Source organism: Mesorhizobium sp. M7A.F.Ca.ET.027.03.2.1 (genome assembly GCF_003999175.1).
Classification (GTDB): Bacteria; Pseudomonadota; Alphaproteobacteria; order Rhizobiales; family Rhizobiaceae; genus Mesorhizobium.
This window is the reverse complement of the sequence record NZ_RZOM01000019.1, coordinates 1-16,678: the sequence shown is the minus strand read 5'-3', so window position 1 is coordinate 16,678 and position 16,678 is coordinate 1. Positions and strand designations below refer to the sequence as shown.

The following is a 16,678-nucleotide window of genomic DNA, read 5'->3' as shown; positions in this document are numbered from 1 at the left end:
TTGATGTCCTGGTCCGGCTCGATGTTCGAATATCTGATGCCGCCGCTGGTGATGAAGGAGCCGCAGGGCTCGATCCTCAACCAGACCAGCAAGCTGATCATCAAGCGCCAGATCCAGTATGGCCGCCAGAAGAACGTGCCGTGGGGCATTTCGGAGGCCGCCTACAATGCGCGCGACCGAGAGCTGACCTACCAATACACAAATTTCGGCGTTCCAGGCCTCGGGCTGAAGCGCGGCCTTGGCCAGAACACGGTGATCGCGCCTTACGCCACCATACTGGCGGCCCAGTTCAATCCGCGTGAAGCCGTGCTGAATCTCGCCCGATTGCGGGAGATCGGGGCGCTCGGCCGCCACGGCTACTACGATGCCGTCGACTTCACGCCGCAGCGCGTGCCGGAAGGCACGGATCATGTCGTCGTCCAGAACTACATGGCCCATCATTCGGGCATGTCGATCGCGGCGGTTGCCGACGCCATCTTCGAAGGTCGCATGCGCGACCGCTTCCACAGCGATCCGGTCATCGAATCGGCCGAACTCTTGCTGCAGGAGAGGGCGCCGCGCGACATCCCGACCGCGACCGTCAGGACCGAGGCCGACGAACGCTCCAAGGACGAGACCGAAGTCGACAGCCCCGACACCCGCATCGTGCTCAATCCGCTGCAGTCTCTGCGGTCGACCAACGTCATGTCGAACGGCCGCTATTCGGTGATGGTCACCGCGACCGGCTCGGGCTACAGCCGCTGGGGCGATCTCTCCGTCACACGCTGGCAGCCGGATCCGACCGAGGACCGGCTCGGCTCCTACATCTTCCTGCGTGACGCCGGCACCGGCGATTGGTGGTCGGCTACGGCCGAGCCGAAGCGCGCCGCCGAGGAAAAGGCGCAGACCTTGTTCTCCGACGACAAGGCGAGCTTCGTCAAATCCGTGGGCACGTTGCGCTCCGAGGTCGAATGCATTGTCATCTCGGAAGGCAATGGCGAGGGTCGTCGGGTCACGCTCTACAATGACGGTCCGTCCGACCGTCACATCGAAGTGACCTCCTTTGCCGAACTGGTGCTCGGCCTGGAGGCGTCCGACAACGCGCATCCGGCCTTCTCGAAGATGTTCGTGGAAACCGAAATCTCTGCCAACAACGCGGCGATCTTCGCCACGCGGCGCAAGCGCGAGACCAGCGAGCCCGATATCGCCATGATGCATTTCGTCACCGATCCGTCCGGATCGGCGCGCGATGCCGAGGCCGAGACCGACAGGCGCGCCTTCATCGGCCGTGGCCGTACCATCGTCGACGCAGCCGCTTTCGACCCGGGCGCCAGGCTGGGCGGCCATTCAGGCTTTACGCTCGATCCCGTCGCCTCGCTGCGTCGCCAGGTGCGCGTGCCGGCCAACAAGAAGATATCGCTGACCTTCTGGACCGTCGTCGGCGCTGGCCGCACCGAGTTGGACGAAGCCATCGCCCGCCTCGACCATCCGGAGAGCTTTGCCCGCCAGGCCATGCTTGCCTGGACGCGCAGCCAGGTGCAGACCCGCCATATGGGCCTCAGCCTGACCGATGCCGCCAATGTGCAGAAGCTGGCGCGCTATCTGATCTATCCGGATCCGTTCCTGCGTCTTCCCGCTGAATCCATCGCCTCGGGGCTGGGCAAGCAGTCGAGCCTGTGGCCGACAAGCATTTCCGGCGATTTCCCGATCTTCCTGGTCAGGATCGGCGACGTCGCGGATCTCGAAATCGTTGCCCAGGCGCTGCGTTTCCAGGAATATATGCGCACCCGCGGCATGATGATCGACTTCGTCGTCGTCAACGAGCAGGCGTCCTCCTATGTCCAGGACCTGCAGCGGGCGGTCGAGACGCTGTGCGAAAACAGCCGTCTGCGCGGCAAGGAGCTCGGACCTCGCCAGCACATTTTCGCGGTGCGCCGCGACCTCATGGACGAGACCACCTACAAGACGCTGCTCGCTGTCGCCCGGGTGGTCCTGCACACGCGCAACGGCACCATCTTCGACCAGATCGAGCGCGCCGAGGCGGCCGCCTTGCAGGCGCGGGACGCCCTGCTGCCGGCAGCATTGCCGGTTCTGCGTGAACTGCCATCGCCGACACCCACGACGCATACCTCTGCCTCGCAGGCAGTGGCCAATGTCAGCGCCGATGGCAGCGGGCTCAGCCAGTGGAACGGCTTTGGCGGTTTCGATGGCGACGGGCGGCACTATGTCGTGCGCCTGGCCGGCCGGCGCACGACGCCGCAGCCTTGGATCAACGTCGTCTCCAACGCCTCGTTCGGCTTCCATACCTCCGCCGAGGGCGCTGCCTTCACCTGGAGCCGAAACAGCCGCGACTACCAGTTGACGCCGTGGTCGAATGATCCGGTCTCGAACCGGCCGGGCGAGGGCCTCTATATCTACGATCAGGCCAGCGGCAAGGCGTTCTCGCCGCTCGCCGCCGTGGTGCGCGATCCCACGATGACCTACGAGGCCTGGCACGGCCAGGGTTTCTCGACCTTCCGCTCGAAGCGCGGACCATTGTCGATGGACCTTACCCACGTCGTCGATCCGGTCGATCCGCTGAAGATTTCGCGGCTGCGCATCCAGAATTCCGGCTCGGTGCCGGCACGGCTGCGTGTCTATGCCTATGCCGAATGGGTGCTCGGCGGGCATCGGTCGCGCACTGCGGCAACCATCGTCCCGTCCCGGGATGCCGCCAGCGGGGCGCTGCTGGCACAAAACCCCTACGGGCTGGATTTCGGCGAGCGCGTTGCTTTCCTCGCGGCCGACGGCGGCGTCCATTCGGTGACGACAGACCGGTCGGAGTTCCTGGGCCGGCATGGCTCCAGCGAGCTGCCGCAGGCGGTGCTGAGTGGTGCAGCGCTGTCTGGCCGTGTCGAAGCCGGCGACGATCCGTGCGCGGCTATCGCCCGCGACGTCGAGATTCCGGCTGGCGGTGACGTGACGCTGCTCTGGCTGCTCGGCGACGCCGAGTCCGCCGAGGAGGCGAGCGCGCTGGTGCAAGAGCACCGGGTCAAGGACTTCGACCAGCGGCTGGCCGACAATGAGCGCGAATGGCGCGGCTTCCTCGACACCATCCAGGTCGAGACGCCTGACAAGGCGCTCGACGCCATGGTCAATCACTGGCTGCCCTATCAGAGCCTGGCCTGCCGCATTCGTGCCCGCTCCGCCTTCTATCAGGCAAGCGGTGCCTTCGGCTTCCGCGACCAGTTGCAGGATACGCTGGCGCTGCTGGCGCATGACCCGCAACTGGCGCGCGACCAGATCCTCAACGCGGCGCGGCGGCAGTTCCCCGAAGGCGACGTGCAGCACTGGTGGCTGCCGCGCACGGGTGCTGGCGTACGCACGCTGATCTCCGATGACGTGGTCTGGCTTGCCCACGCCACGGCGCGCTATTTGCTGGTCACCGGCGATGCCACCATCCTCAAGGAGCAATTGGCGTTCATCGATGGACAGCCGCTGGGCGATGGCGAACACGATGCCTTCTTCACCCCGGAAATCTCGAAGAAGACGGCGTCGCTCTACGACCACTGCGCGCGTGCGCTCGATCTCGCCATCAAGCGCAGCAGCCCCGCGGGCCTGCCGCTGATCCTCGGCGGCGACTGGAACGACGGCATGAACCGCGTTGGCGAGCACGGCAAGGGCGAGAGCGTCTGGCTCGGCTGGTTCCTGCTGAAGACGCTGGGTGATTTCGCCCCCGTCGCCAAGGCCGAGGGCGACGCTAAGCGAGCACAGGCCTGGGCAAAGCATGCCGATGTTCTGAAGCGGGCGCTTGAGAGCACCGCATGGGACGGCGAATGGTACCGGCGCGGCAGTTTCGACGACGGCACCCCTTTGGGGTCCCGCAACTCGCAGGAGTGCAAGATCGACTCGATCGCCCAGTCCTGGAGCGTGCTTTCGGGAGAGGGCGACCCGGCACGGTCGACGACCGCGATGGAGCAGGCAACGAAGCTGCTCGTCGACGACAAGCTGAAGATCGTCAAGCTGTTCACGCCGCCCTTCTCGAAGACGGAGAAGGACCCGGGTTACATCAAGAGCTATCCGCCCGGCGTGCGCGAGAATGGCGGCCAGTACACCCACGCCGCCACATGGTTCGTCATCGCGCTTGCCGAGATGGGGCAGGTCGACGAGGCCTATCGCTGTTTCTCGATGCTGAACCCCGTCAACCATGCGACCGACGAGGCCACGGCCGAGCACTATCGTGTCGAGCCCTATGTCGTGGCGGCCGATATCTATGCCGGGGACGACAACGCCGGCAACGGCAAGGGCGGCCGTGGCGGCTGGACCTGGTACACCGGCTCTGCCGGCTGGCTCTACAGGGCTGCTGTCGAAGGCATCCTGGGCATCGAGCGGCGCGGCAAGCGTGTCCAGTTCAAGCCGAAGCTGCCGAGCCACTGGGACGGCTACTCGGCAAATCTCAAAATGCTGGGGGCGGAACTCAAGGTTCGCGTCATCCGCGACAATAAGGCCAAGGCCGTGTCGCTGGAGGTGAATGGGGCAAAGACCAAGGGTTCGGCAGTCGAACTGAAGGACGGCGAAGTTGCCGAGGTGGTCATCAGGATCCCGGCCTGATGCATGTTGCTCAAAAACTATGCGCTCGGGCCTGGGATCCGGGGCGCGACTTTTGCCGCCACGGCGGGATGAGAGGCCGTCCCGCCCGGCGTTGCCGCCTGCCGGTTGAAGGACATGCCACCGAGGAATGCATGAAATCAAAGGCTTGAGGCGTCCGACAGGGGCGCCACGAGCAGTGAGAGTTTGGCCTCCCTTCACCTGGAAGGGCGCACTGCAGCTTTGTTTCGCTCTATACTTCGCAAAAGGCGATTTCGGCCTTAGTCATCCGCCCGACATTGTTGCTGATTAAAATTGTGGCAGTACGTGCCAACTGCCATGATTTCGCCGCATGCCTGACATTTTACCTGTCTTCTCAAACCGTTAGGTGATCACGGCAGATTTCGGAACGTCGCCATCTTTTGTTCGCTCTAGGGGAACTGAAGGGGTACACGGCCATTGTTTTGCGACGTATCAACCGGTACGAATAAAATGATGCAGTGCACAATAAACAGCGTGGCGGAGTAACTGGGGTGACCCTTCTGCAAATCTACTGGCGAGCTCTCGGTTATCTGGCGGCGGACAGGAAACGCGTTGCGTTGATCTGTTCGGCCAACGTGGCTCTCGCCATCGTAGCGCTTCTCGAGCCGATCATGTTCGGTCGCGTCATCGGCGCCATCTCCGAGCGTGGTTCTGTCTTCACCACGCTGGTCATGTGGGCCGGTCTCGGAGCCTTCAACATCGTTGCCTTCGTCATGGTGGCGCGCGGCGCTGACCGCTTTGCCCACGCGCGGCGCAGCGAAGTGCTTTGCGAGTCCTTCGAGCGTGTGATCACCATGCCGCTCGCCTGGCACCATCAGCACGGCACCTCCAATGCGCTGCATACGATGCTGCGCGCCGTCGAAACCCTGTTCAGCCTTTGGCTCGAATTCATGCGCCAGCATTTGTCCACGGCTGTCGCCCTCGTACTGCTGGTCCCGACCGCGATCAGCATGGACCTGCGCATGTCGCTGGTGCTGCTTGGCCTCGGGCTGCTCTATGTCGGCATCGGCCGGATGGTCATGCGCCGCACCAAGGCGGGCCAGGCCGCGGTCGAGCGCCACTACCACAAGGTGTTCGCGCATGTGACCGACTCGGTCAGCAACGTTGCGGTGCTGCAGAGCTACAATCGCCTCGGCCACGAGGCCGATACGCTGCGCCGCTACGTTAAGAACCTGCTCGACGCGCAGAACCCTGTTCTCGACTGGTGGGCGCTGGCCAATGCCTTGCACCGCCTGTCATCGGCAATCTCGATGCTGATCGTGTTGTCGATCGGCTCCTATCTCGTCACTCGTGGTCAGTTGGGTGTCGGCGACGTCATTGCCTTCACCGGTTTTGCCACGATGCTGATCGCTCGCCTCGACCAGATGTCGGCTTTCGCAAACCAGATTTCCGAGGCCCGTGCCAAGCTCGAGGATTTCTACCATCTCGAGGACTCCGCGGCTGATGCCGCCGAGCCGGACGGCCTGCGCGATCTTGCCAACGTCACCGGCCATGTCCGCTTCGAGAATGTCGGCTTCGAATTCGCCAATTCCGGCCAAGGCATCGACGACGTGTCCTTCGAGGTGCAGGCGGGCCAGACCGTCGCCATCGTGGGCCCGACGGGCGCTGGCAAGACCACGCTCATCAACCTGCTGCAGCGTGTCTTCTCGCCGTCCCATGGCCGTATCCTGATCGACGGCATCGACACCCGCACCGTGACCCGCAAGTCGGTGCGCCATTCGATTGCCACCGTGTTCCAGGATGCCGGGCTGCTCAACCGCTCGATCGAGGACAACATCCGTGTTGGCCGCGCCGATGCAAGCAATGACGAGATCCATGCCGCCGCCAATGCGGCTGCCGCACAGGACTTCATCCTGTCCAAGAGCAATGGCTACGACACGGTGGTTGGCGAACGTGGCGGTCAGCTCTCGGGCGGCGAGCGTCAGCGCATCGCCATTGCCCGCGCCGTGCTGAAGGACGCACCGATCCTGGTGCTCGACGAGGCGACCAGCGCGCTCGACGTCGAGACCGAGGACCGCGTCAAGGAAGCGATCGACGAGCTGCGCCGCGACCGCACGACCTTCATCATCGCCCACCGCCTGACCACCGTTCGCGACGCCGATCTGGTCGTGTTCATGGACAAGGGCAGGGTGGTCGAGATGGGCGGCTTCACCGAGCTGTCGCTGCGCAATGGCCGCTTCGCCAGCCTGCTGCGCGCCGGCGGCCTGCTCAACGACGAGGAGGTTCGCCGCCTCAGCCGCACCGTGCAGCAACAGCAGGAAGCGGCTGCCTGAGCCTCTTTCTTTTACCTCCCCCTTGTGGGGAGGTCGGACCGTTAGGTCCGGGTGAGAGTACAGGCACGGCCGCCCCAATTGCGTCTGCGACACCACCGCTCGATTGCCCCGAACGCCGCGGCGGTTTATGTAGAACCGCATGAGCGATACGACTTCACGCCTGACCGGCTGGATGGACCTCGCCAACCCGACGCGCTTCGTCGGGCTGGCGGACAAGGTCGTGCCATGGCTGGCCACGATCGCCACACTGATCCTCGCCGTGGGGCTCTATATGAGCTTCGCCGCGCCTGAGGATTTCCAGCAGGGCATCACCGTCCGCATCATGTATATCCACGTGCCTTTCGCCTGGCTCGCCATGATGTGCTACACGCTGATGGCGGTCTCGGCGCTCGGCACGCTCGTCTGGCGGCATCCGTTGGCCGATGTCGCGCTGAAATCAGCCGCACCCATCGGCGCCGTCTTCACCGCGCTGGCGCTGATCACCGGTTCGATCTGGGGCAAGCCGATGTGGGGCACCTGGTGGGTCTGGGATGCTCGGCTGACCTCGGTGTTCGTGCTGTTCCTGATGTATCTCGGCATCATCGCGCTGACCCGCGCGCTCGACGATGCCAGCCGTGCCGCCTGGGCCGCGGCCATCATCACGCTGGTCGGCTTCATCAACATCCCGATCATCAAATTCTCGGTCGACTGGTGGAACACGCTGCATCAGCCGGCCTCGGTGTTCCGCATGGGCGGCTCCACCATCGACCCCAGCCTGCTATGGCCGCTGCTGGTGATGGCGCTCGGCTTTACCGTGCTGTTCTTCGCGCTGCACCTGATGGCGATGCGCACCGAAATCCGCCGCCGCAGGGTGATTGCCATGCGCAGGGTTGCGGCACGGCAGGCCGAGCGGTCTCCCCCTTCTTCCATTGTGGGAGAAGGTGTAGCCGAAGGCGACGGATGAGGGGTGTTCCAGGGAACGCCAACGTCTCATTCCGCTGGAACACCCTCATCCGTCTCGGCGCTGCGCGCCGATCCACCTTCTCCCACAGGGGGAGAAGGCAAGGCGCTTCCTAGTTCACCCCATCCTTCCGCGCGCCGCCACCGGGAGCGTTTCCAGCACCTTGTCGCCGTCGATCAGATTGACCTCGTTGAACAGGTTTGTGACGACGCAGCAATGGTCGGGCACGACACGCACGCGCTCGCCGATGCGCAGCTTGCCGTCGCCCGAAAGCGTGACGGTGCCGTGCTCCTCGCTCAGGCCCGTCACCCGCGCTCCCGACACGCCGAGCAACTCGCCGAAATCGGCGAGACCCAGCGTGTCGCTGGACAGCGCCTTGCTCCCGGCATCGAGGATAGCGCGCGTCGCTGTGGGATGGCTGACCACCGTCGACAGCACCGTCAGCGCACAGTCGTCGAGGCCGCCGACGCCTTTGGCGACCTGATAGCGGTCGAGATAGATGTAGGTGCCTGGACGATACTCGGTGACAACGGATGTATCGCTGGAGCGCCACATATCCGGCGTGCCGCCGCTGGAGATGCGCTCGCAGGCGAGGCCCGACGCGGCCAGCGCCTGCTTGGCCCCGGCGAGCCAGGCTTCGGCCTCCGCCGCCCGCCCGGCGGCCGGGTAGGTCATCAGTCCTCCGAAGGTGAGGCCACCGGCTCTGTCGATCTGCCTTGCCAGCGCAACTGCTTCATCAGCCGTCTGCACGCCGCAGCGGCCCATGCCGGTGTCGCATTCGACCAGCACCGGCAGTCGATGGCCGGCATCGGTGAAGGTGGTTGCCAGCCCTTCGAGCGTCTCCATGCTGTCCGCTGTCACCGACAGGGTGACGCGCCCGTGCAGCGCCAGAAGCCGTTCCAGCTTGGCGCGCCCAAGGATGTTGTAGGGAAGAAAAATATCGGTCAGCCCGGCATCGGCCATCACCTCGGCCTCGCCGATCTTCTGGCAGGTGATGCCGACGGCGCCGGCCGCTATCTGCTTCTTCGCCCAGTAGGGCAATTTGTGCGTCTTGATATGCGGCCGGAGCTTCAGCCCGTTCTTGTCGGCATGCGCCTGGGCGCGGGCAATGTTGGCTTCCGCGCGCGCGGCGTCGATCAGGATGGATGGCGTATCGAGATCTTGGACGGTCGGCATCATCTTTCACCCCATGAGGAACCGCGGGTTTTATGGCCCTGAAAATCCGTGATGTCACGCGGCCAGGCAAGCGGATCTGTGGTCCATACGCCCTGCGCAACGCCGGACTGGACGGCGAGATGGATCGACACAGCATCGACGTTCGGCTATGCGATTTGCCAGACAAATCGATACGAAGGGATCATGATCATGAAGCGCTCCGCCATCAACGACATTATCCGCGAAGCCGACGCTTTCATCCGCTCGTTCGGCTACATCATGCCGCCCTTCGCCTATTGGTCGCCGCAGGAGGCGAAGGCACGCCAAGCCGATTCCGCGGCCGTGTTTACCTCGCGACTCGGCTGGGACATCACCGATTACGGCCAGGAGAAGTTCAAGGAGCTCGGGCTGTTCCTGTTCACCGTTCGCAACGGCCGCTACGAGGACATGAAGAAGGGCATGGGCATGCTCTATGCCGAGAAGATCATGATCTCGCGCAAGGACCAGCTGTCGCCGATGCACCGCCACAACATCAAGGCCGAGGACATCATCAACCGTGGCGGCGGCAAGCTGGTGCTGGAACTGTTCATGCATGACCGCGACGGCGGCATCGATCCCAAGGCCGAGGTTTCGGTGCCGGTCGACGGAACCATCCACAGGCTGCCTGCGGGCGGGCTCCTGAAGCTCGACCCGGGCCAGAGCGTCACGCTGCTTCCCGGCGTCTGGCATGCCTTCTGGGCCGAGGGCAAGGACGTGCTGATCGGCGAGGTCTCGACCGTCAATGACGATCTCACCGACAATGTGTTTCGCGAACCGATCGGCCGTTTTTCCAACATCGACGAAGACGTTGCCCCGGTCCATCTGCTGGTATCCGATTATGAGAAGTGGCTGGGGTAAGGGCGCCGCCCCACGGTGACGCCAGTCACACGGTCGAAAGCGGGTTAGTCCGTAGCGCCTAACTACTGCGATCCTTGCTCGACCGATCCTGCCGCTTCCTCCTTGAAGACGACCTTTGTGCCTCTTTGCACTTCGGAGGCGAGGTCTTCGGCATCCCAGTTGGTCAGCCTGATGCAACCATGCGAGAAGGTCTTTCCGATCTTGCCTGGGTCCGGAGTCCCGTGAATGCCATAACTATCGATGGACAAATCGATCCAGACCGATCCCACCGGATTGTTTGGCCCGGCAGCGATCGTGAAGGGGCGCTTCGTCTTCACCCCCTTGAAGGCAAACTCGGGATCGTAGTGATAGGTTGGGTGGCGCACCACGCGTTTGACCTCTGCCTCGCCACTCGGCGCGGGCTTCTCCTGGCTCCCGATCGAGGCGGGGTACGTCGCAAGCACTTTGCCGGAAGGGTCGAGCACGCGAACCTGGCGAGCGCTCTTGTCGACCTCGACGTTCCCAATGTCTTGCGGCGGATCACCTCGGGCGACAGCTGGCACCAGCAGCTTTTGCCCCGCTCTCCTGAAGCCGATGCCGGGATTGAGGCGTTCAAGCAGTTCCTCGCTGCTGTGGAAGCGCTCCGCCATCTTTTCCAGGGCATTGTGGTAGGCCAGCCTGGGCAGGCGGGCCATCCTCTCCATGCGCGTCGGAATTCGCCTGGTGAACGGTCCCTGCACATCCTTGCGCGTCAACTCGTAGGTCTCAAGCGCGGGGCGCGAGGAACTCGCGACCAGCTTGTCCCATGTCTCGCGGGTAAGCTTGCCGTCGGCAGGCAATCCGTTGGCCGCTTGAAACGCACTGACTGCCCGGCTGAAGTTCTCTGCTTGGCGGCCATCGATCAGGCCTGGCGAGAAGCGTGCACGATCCAGGAGGATTTGCGCCTTCAGAACGGTCGCACTGACGCCTTTCGCTTCGCTGCCGTCAAATTGGGCGTTGTTGACGGTGACCGCGTCCAGTTTTGCCGCCGCCGTTGCATCCCATGCCATGACGAGCATGGCGGCAGCGGCAAGAACGAGCCTGATCATGGAGGTCACACTCCTGTATGAGCACCTGCTTCTATGACGTCGCACGGCCGATCTGGTTCCATTCCCCTGGCTGCGTCCGACTGCCGAGTGCCGATGCGCCGCAGCGAACCCGGACCAGGGAGCACCCGGCGGTGGCGCGGGTGCATTGTTGATAAGGGTCCGCCATCATCCAGATGGATGGCGACTCTCGCCAGCGCATGTGTTGGCTTCAAGTCGAAGCGCAGCTCGGTGACCGAGGAGAGCCAGCATGCAATTTCCTGCCCAGAAGGACAGAAGACCGGCAGCCGAGGATGAGCGCCAGGCCCGGCTTGAGAAAACAGCCAGGCTCAAGCAGCTTCGGTCCTATGCTTCCTGGCTTTTGTCCGACCCAAACGCCCAACTTCACGATGAGATAGACTGCTCGGTGCTGATCGAGGAAGGCGTGATACGAGACAAAGCGTGGAGCCTGGGCTGATCGGCAGGTGACACGACCGGGCGGCGAGGGTTCCACCGCCAACGATGATCGGTCGACAATTTGTTTGGCGAGCCGATCGGCCGCAACAGTGGCGGTAGGCTGACTTCGCGTCAGTGACAGCAGCCTTGCTGCGCGCTCGTCCTGCACAGGCAGGACGAGGTGATCGGCACGTCCGCCTTGGCCAGCGCCGCGGCAAGGCTTGTCTGCAATATCGGCAATTCATCAGTCTCGCCGCGCCGATTCATGCATTCCACCAGCCCGTGCAGTGCCCAGACATTGTTCGGATGCTGGGCGCAGCGCTGCACCTTGCCGCTCAGGCCGAGATCGTCGCGATAGACCTGTTCAGCTTCTGCAGAGTGGCCCTGGTCGAGAAGCAGTGCTGCCAGCGCATGGCGCGGCGGATGCATCCACGCCCACGGCTCGGTGTAGGACAGATTGTCGTCAAGCTCGACCGCTTGCCGCAGATGGCCGTAGGCCTCGTCATGCCGGCCCTGGTGATAGGCAAGCTCGCCGTCGAGCAGGGCAGCCCCGACAGCCAGCGAAGCCCGCGTCGGGTTGCTGAGGAAGCGCCGCTCGGCCGGAATGCCTTCCAGATGCCGGTGGAATTTTTCGCGCTCGCGCTCGGCCTCGGTGAAATGCCCGAGCGTCGCATGCGCGACACCCTTGGCGTAGTGCTGCATGGCCGCTGTCAGCACATAAAGGCCCGGCTCCGCGGTGACCGGTTCGTCGACGATCTCCTGCCAGCGGCCGAAGCGCACCAGCACATGCGATTTCATCGCATGGTAGCCTTCCACTGTCTGGGTGAGTTTTGGCCGGTCCTGGATGGCGACCACCTCGCGCGCGACCAGGCTGCGCACCTTGTCGGCGGCCCACAGTGCCGGCCGGTACTGGCCTGACAACATGCAGGTGAATATCATCAGATGCAGATCGTGGCAGCAGCCGAGCAGATAGTAGGTCGGCTCGTCGGCATAGGCCAGATAGAGGTCGTTGGCGCGCACCGCCTTCTCGCTGGCAAGCCTGGCCTTCTCGTACTCGCCGCACAGCACATAGATATGCCCCGGCATGTGGTTCATGTGCCCGGCATCGGGGCACATTTCGCCCAGCAGATCCGCCGAGCGCATGCCGCGCTCCGGCATGGTGGACATTTCCAGGAGATGGATGTGCAGGTGGACGATCGCCGGATGTTGTGCTGCGCCGGTCTCGTCGGCAAACCGGATTGACCGCTCGCAAACGTCGAGCGCCTCGACGACATCGGAATTCGGCGCCGGCGCGCCGGTCTTGAGATTCCACAGCCGCCGCACCGTGCGCATCATCAGCGCCTCAACGAAAAGCGCCATCACATCGTCGTCGTCGGGAAAGTCCTGATACACAAGCCGCATAGCGGCGGCATAGGCATCGTCCCATTGTTCGAATTCCTCGGGGCCCACCCGGTGCGGCTTCTGGAAGCGGCACGCCAGCGCTTCGATCAGGCGCCTTTCGACATCGCTGGCGGCAGCCGCATTGGCGCGCGCTAGCTGGACATGCTCGAAGCAGCGTCTGGTTGCGCTGTTGGCCTCGGCCTCGCCATGCTCTTTCCAGGTCAGATTGTAAAAGGGCCCGGCGGCATAGGCGATGCCCCAATGCACAAAAGCGCAATCAGGATCCGTCTCCAGCGCCTTCTCAAAACACTTGATGCCCTCCTCATGGTTGAAGCCGTAGCACCACTTCAGTCCTATATCGAACCAGCGCTGGGTTTCCGCCGAGCGCGTGGAGATGGGGCGGCGATAAGTGCCGAGGTTGAAGCGGTCCATGGGTGCTCATTTCAATTCCGATTGCCAGCGAGCCAGGCTCTGGTCAGATTCCCTCGTCATCAGTGTGTGACGAAATCTCCAGGCATGGCAAACGCAACGCGTGCCGCCCCCTAGCTGGCCCCTTCGGGCGGTGCTTCATTCTGCCAGCCGGCCAGCTCTGGCAGGTCGTCCAGCCAACTTTTTTCTGTCATCGAGGCATCGCCGGCCTGCGGGGCGGCTTCGGTGGCGTTTTGAATGAGCCAGTCCATCCACTTCCGGTAGGCAACCGGGTCCAACTGGGGCGGCAGCACCTTGGCCTTGGCCAGCATGCGTTTGCGGAAACTAACCTGCCTGCGGAGTTTGGTCGTCGTGAATTTGATTGCCTTGCCCTGGTATTCGACCGTCCAGCGCCCGTCCCCATGGCTGGTGAGCCTGTCGATGGCGAAACCGGCATCGACCGGCCTATCCCGCCAAGGAAGCTCGATGGCATTCTTCCTCAGATCGAGTGCCCATCGCCTGTAGTCGGTCCCGGCACGCTGGGGCGGCAGCACGCCAGCCTGTTCGAGTATCTTCCTGCGGAAGGTCGGCTGCTTCTTGAGCTGGCCTGTCGTCAGCTCGATGCGATGCCCACGGAATTCGACATGCCAGCGGATCTTCCCATTGCCGAAATACTTGACCAGCCTGTCGATGACGAACGCGTCGTCGGAGAGCGTCACGCAGCCTTGGCTCATGCGTTCGAGAATGTACTGGCTATCAGTGAGCATGACGCGGCCTTGTGGAGGAGCCTTCATGAAGCTTCACTAAGGCGGACGCAACGACCAGGCAATCTCGCCTTCCATGATTCCGTCGCATAGACACCGATGACGCGCCGTATCGCTAGCGCGCTTATCCTGACCAGCGGCTAGGAGCAGCGGCCCGGCGTCGGAGGGTATCGAGGGGGACTGGCGCCGAGCCTGACCGGCTTGGAGGGGGCAGTGCCGGCTGTCCGAATTATAAGCCTTTTTATGCGTCTACGCTAATTTAATTAAAGGACCATATTCCGCTGGGGGCAAGTTTACGGTCATTTTGCCGCCCGTCCCATTTCAGCACAGGGTTGCTGGCATTGCTCTTGCACCGGACCTGTTACTGGGTGAACCCCGGTCCTGATCGCGTACCCGATTAGGTAGTAGGCTCGCCGGGCTCCGAGGGCGTTGGGGTCTTCGCCCGGCGAGTTTGCCAACTTCCTATCCTTTTGGCGGCTTTTTAGCATCAGCTTGACAACTTGATCGCTCCAAAGCACCTTCGGCGAGTGGAAAATGCGAGGAGCATTTATGAAAAAGAACTATGAAAAGCCTGTCCTGGCGAAGCGAGGAATCCTTTCCTCAGTCACGGCGCAAGTCGTCGAGTCGGGTCCTGTTACGTCGGACTGAGCCGATCTCGACATGACGGGAAGCTCGCCGGCCCGGTTCGGTGTGCTGTAGGAATTGTCCTCGGGTGGCGACTCTCAAAAGGTGTCGCAATGACTAGGTCAAAACCCTCAAAGCAATTTTCACAAGCTGAAATTGATCGCTTTCTAATGGCAGCGGAAGCGCTGCACCTAAGCATCATTAAGCCATTCATATCGCCGTATTACGACCACTACAGGCAGACCGGTGTCCCGCATGAGGTGTTGTTGAAGACCTTGCGGCACGTCACCCGTAAGAAAGCCGAGTTCATCCGGTGGAACACTGCTGGGCCGGTTAGGCCGCAGACGGCGGGATAACGCGTTCAGCCATCGTTGCGCTTCAAAACGAAGACCTAAAGCCTCGGCGCAGTCGGTGATATATCCGATGATACATAGGTGAGCTTTGAAGATCACGGGCTGCGTGGGTGAACAGCAGCACGATAAACAGAACGACCACTGCAGATGAAAACCCGGTCAAGAAAGCCATGCAGCCGAACGTGGCCGGCGTCGGGAAGTTCCGCACTGGTAGATACTTGAGAAATGTCTGGCTGGGGAACCTGGATTCGAACCAGGACTAACGGAGTCAGAGTCCGTGGGTCTACCGTTAACCTATTCCCCAGCAGGCGTGGTCATGAACCGCGCGGGCCGAGCAGCTGAGCCGCTTGAGCGCTGCCTTGTAGCCGCCAGCGGAAAATAGTCAAGCCTGCTCTGTGCTTCAATGGCACGTTTCGTCAGGTGATTTCAGACGCCGCACTTCAGATGCCGGCGCGCGGCCTCCAGATCCAATCCCGCTCCTCAAGGCTCCGTCCGGCTGAACTGCGAGCGTTCGAAGAACAGCACGACGCCCAGGCCCAGAATCAACGGGATGATCAGGTAGAACAGCCGGAACACCAGCAGCGCCGCCAGCACGCCGACCGGATCCATGTCCGACAGGCCGGCGAGAAACACCACCTCGAACACGCCGAGCCCGCCCGGCGCATGCGAGATCTGCGCGATCGAGAAGGAGACGAGGAAGACGCCCAGTATGACGAAGTAGCCGGGATTGTGGGCTGCGGGCAGGGCAAAGAAGATGATCGCGGCGGCGGCCAGCAGTTCGATCGGGCCGATCAGCAACTGCCGCGCGACGATCGGCAGCGCCGGATAGTGGAGCTGAAAACTGGCGATCTTCAGCGGGCGCAGATGCAGCCAGCTGCCGAAGACATAGGCGGCGACGAGCAGCAGCATCGCGATGCCGGCCGCTTCCGACAGGCCATGATGGGCGATGCCGGAAAACCGGTCGAGTATCTCAGGCTCGAACACCAGAACCAGGCCCGAGGCCAAAATCGTCGACAGCACGAAGGTGATCCAGCAGACCGCCACCAGCACGCCGACATCCTGTCCGGTCAGGCCCCTGGTACCATAGGCGCGATAGCGGATGACGGCGCCCGAAAACACCGAACCGCCAATGTTGTGCGACAGCGCATAGGTGGTGAAGGAGCACAGCGTGACGAACAGCCACGACACGCGCTTGCCGATATGCAGGAGCGCGATGTGGTCGTAGCCGGCAAGCGAGGCATAGGCGATGATCGAACTCAGCGCGGCAAGGACCCAGCCGCGGGTCGAAATGGCCGTGATACCGTCCCAGACGTCGTCGAGCGAAACGCCGCGCAATTCGTGCCAGAGCAGCAGCAGCGAGAAGATCACGGCGGCGATGCCCACAACCGGCCAGAAATAGCGTCTCCAGTTCATTGCCTGACTGCCATGCGTTGCGGGTCCGCTTCCTTTTCGTGGCTGGTGAGAGGCCGGCCTTGCCGGATTCTTCCGCTCATTTCAGAAATGCCTCATCGAAGCCGGCTATTCAACCGCGAACCCTTGTCGCAGCGTCGGCCGGCTAGATTTGCCGCAGTGAGCGGCCGAAAGAGATGCCGGCAGGCGTAGCGCCGGCAACTGCGGCGTGCGGGTTCATTACGCGGCCGCCCCGGAACGGCGGTTTGCGGCCTGCCGGCAAAATTCGGCACGCGGCTCTTGGTGATCGGGCGCGGCGCTGTTAGTCTGGCGGCAACTTAAAACACTGAAGCGCCTGCTGCGTCCATCATAGGTTCGCGCGGCGCCGGAAGGAACGACAGTGGAAGAC

General features: G+C 63.0%; 11 protein-coding genes and 1 tRNA gene. 6 read left to right on the top strand and 6 right to left on the bottom strand.

The window, feature by feature from the left end; all coding sequences use genetic code 11:
- The 3 genes from EN750_RS02065 to EN750_RS02055 form a co-directional block, all read left to right on the top strand.
- Window positions 1-4,569 (top strand): glucoamylase family protein (locus EN750_RS02065; RefSeq protein ID WP_281062263.1); only part of this gene is annotated, 4,569 nt, incomplete at its 5' end.
- Between the two features lie 509 nt (window positions 4,570-5,078).
- Window positions 5,079-6,860, top strand: coding sequence for a glucan ABC transporter ATP-binding protein/ permease (locus tag EN750_RS02060; protein WP_127267279.1), 1,782 nt, complete (start codon window positions 5,079-5,081; stop codon window positions 6,858-6,860).
- A gap of 139 nt (window positions 6,861-6,999) precedes the next feature.
- Window positions 7,000-7,803 (top strand): heme ABC transporter permease, encoded by an 804-nt coding sequence (locus EN750_RS02055; RefSeq protein WP_127395493.1) that lies wholly within the window; start codon window positions 7,000-7,002, stop codon window positions 7,801-7,803.
- Window positions 7,804-7,917: 114 nt separating this feature from the next.
- Here the strand turns inward: EN750_RS02055 and EN750_RS02050 are convergent, their stop codons facing one another.
- Entirely contained in the window at window positions 7,918-8,976 is a 1,059-nt protein-coding gene (locus tag EN750_RS02050; RefSeq protein WP_189526003.1) for a D-TA family PLP-dependent enzyme, read from the bottom strand.
- Between the two features lie 189 nt (window positions 8,977-9,165).
- Here EN750_RS02050 and EN750_RS02045 point away from each other — a divergent pair, with 189 nt between their 5' ends.
- Window positions 9,166-9,852 carry a D-lyxose/D-mannose family sugar isomerase gene (locus EN750_RS02045; RefSeq protein WP_127395494.1) on the top strand — a complete coding sequence of 229 codons (687 nt, stop codon included), beginning with the start codon at window positions 9,166-9,168 and terminating at the stop codon, window positions 9,850-9,852.
- 62 nt (window positions 9,853-9,914) lie between these two features.
- Here EN750_RS02045 and EN750_RS02040 read toward each other — a convergent pair whose 3' ends face one another.
- Window positions 9,915-10,919, bottom strand: coding sequence for a L,D-transpeptidase (locus tag EN750_RS02040; protein ID WP_127395491.1), 1,005 nt, complete (start codon window positions 10,917-10,919; stop codon window positions 9,915-9,917).
- A gap of 247 nt (window positions 10,920-11,166) precedes the next feature.
- On the opposite strand from EN750_RS02040, the gene EN750_RS02035 reads away from it, so the two are divergent.
- Window positions 11,167-11,373 (top strand): hypothetical protein, encoded by a 207-nt coding sequence (locus tag EN750_RS02035; RefSeq protein WP_164873861.1) that lies wholly within the window; start codon window positions 11,167-11,169, stop codon window positions 11,371-11,373.
- A 110-nt stretch (window positions 11,374-11,483) separates the two neighbouring features.
- Here the strand turns inward: EN750_RS02035 and EN750_RS02030 are convergent, their stop codons facing one another.
- Entirely contained in the window at window positions 11,484-13,163 is a 1,680-nt protein-coding gene (locus tag EN750_RS02030) for a hypothetical protein (RefSeq protein ID WP_127395490.1), read from the bottom strand.
- 110 nt (window positions 13,164-13,273) lie between these two features.
- A complete protein-coding gene (locus EN750_RS02025; protein WP_127395489.1) occupies window positions 13,274-13,906 on the bottom strand; it encodes a hypothetical protein in 633 nt (210 codons plus the stop codon).
- A gap of 734 nt (window positions 13,907-14,640) precedes the next feature.
- Here EN750_RS02025 and EN750_RS40370 point away from each other — a divergent pair.
- Window positions 14,641-14,883 (top strand): hypothetical protein, encoded by a 243-nt coding sequence (locus EN750_RS40370; RefSeq protein WP_127395487.1) that lies wholly within the window; start codon window positions 14,641-14,643, stop codon window positions 14,881-14,883.
- A gap of 227 nt (window positions 14,884-15,110) precedes the next feature.
- On the opposite strand, the gene EN750_RS02010 is transcribed toward EN750_RS40370, so the two are convergent.
- A tRNA-Gln gene (locus EN750_RS02010) sits at window positions 15,111-15,184 on the bottom strand.
- A gap of 176 nt (window positions 15,185-15,360) precedes the next feature.
- Window positions 15,361-16,293: a lysylphosphatidylglycerol synthase domain-containing protein gene (locus EN750_RS02005; protein WP_127395486.1), complete on the bottom strand. Its 933-nt coding sequence runs from the start codon at window positions 16,291-16,293 to the stop codon at window positions 15,361-15,363.
- Window positions 16,294-16,678: the final 385 nt, after the last annotated feature.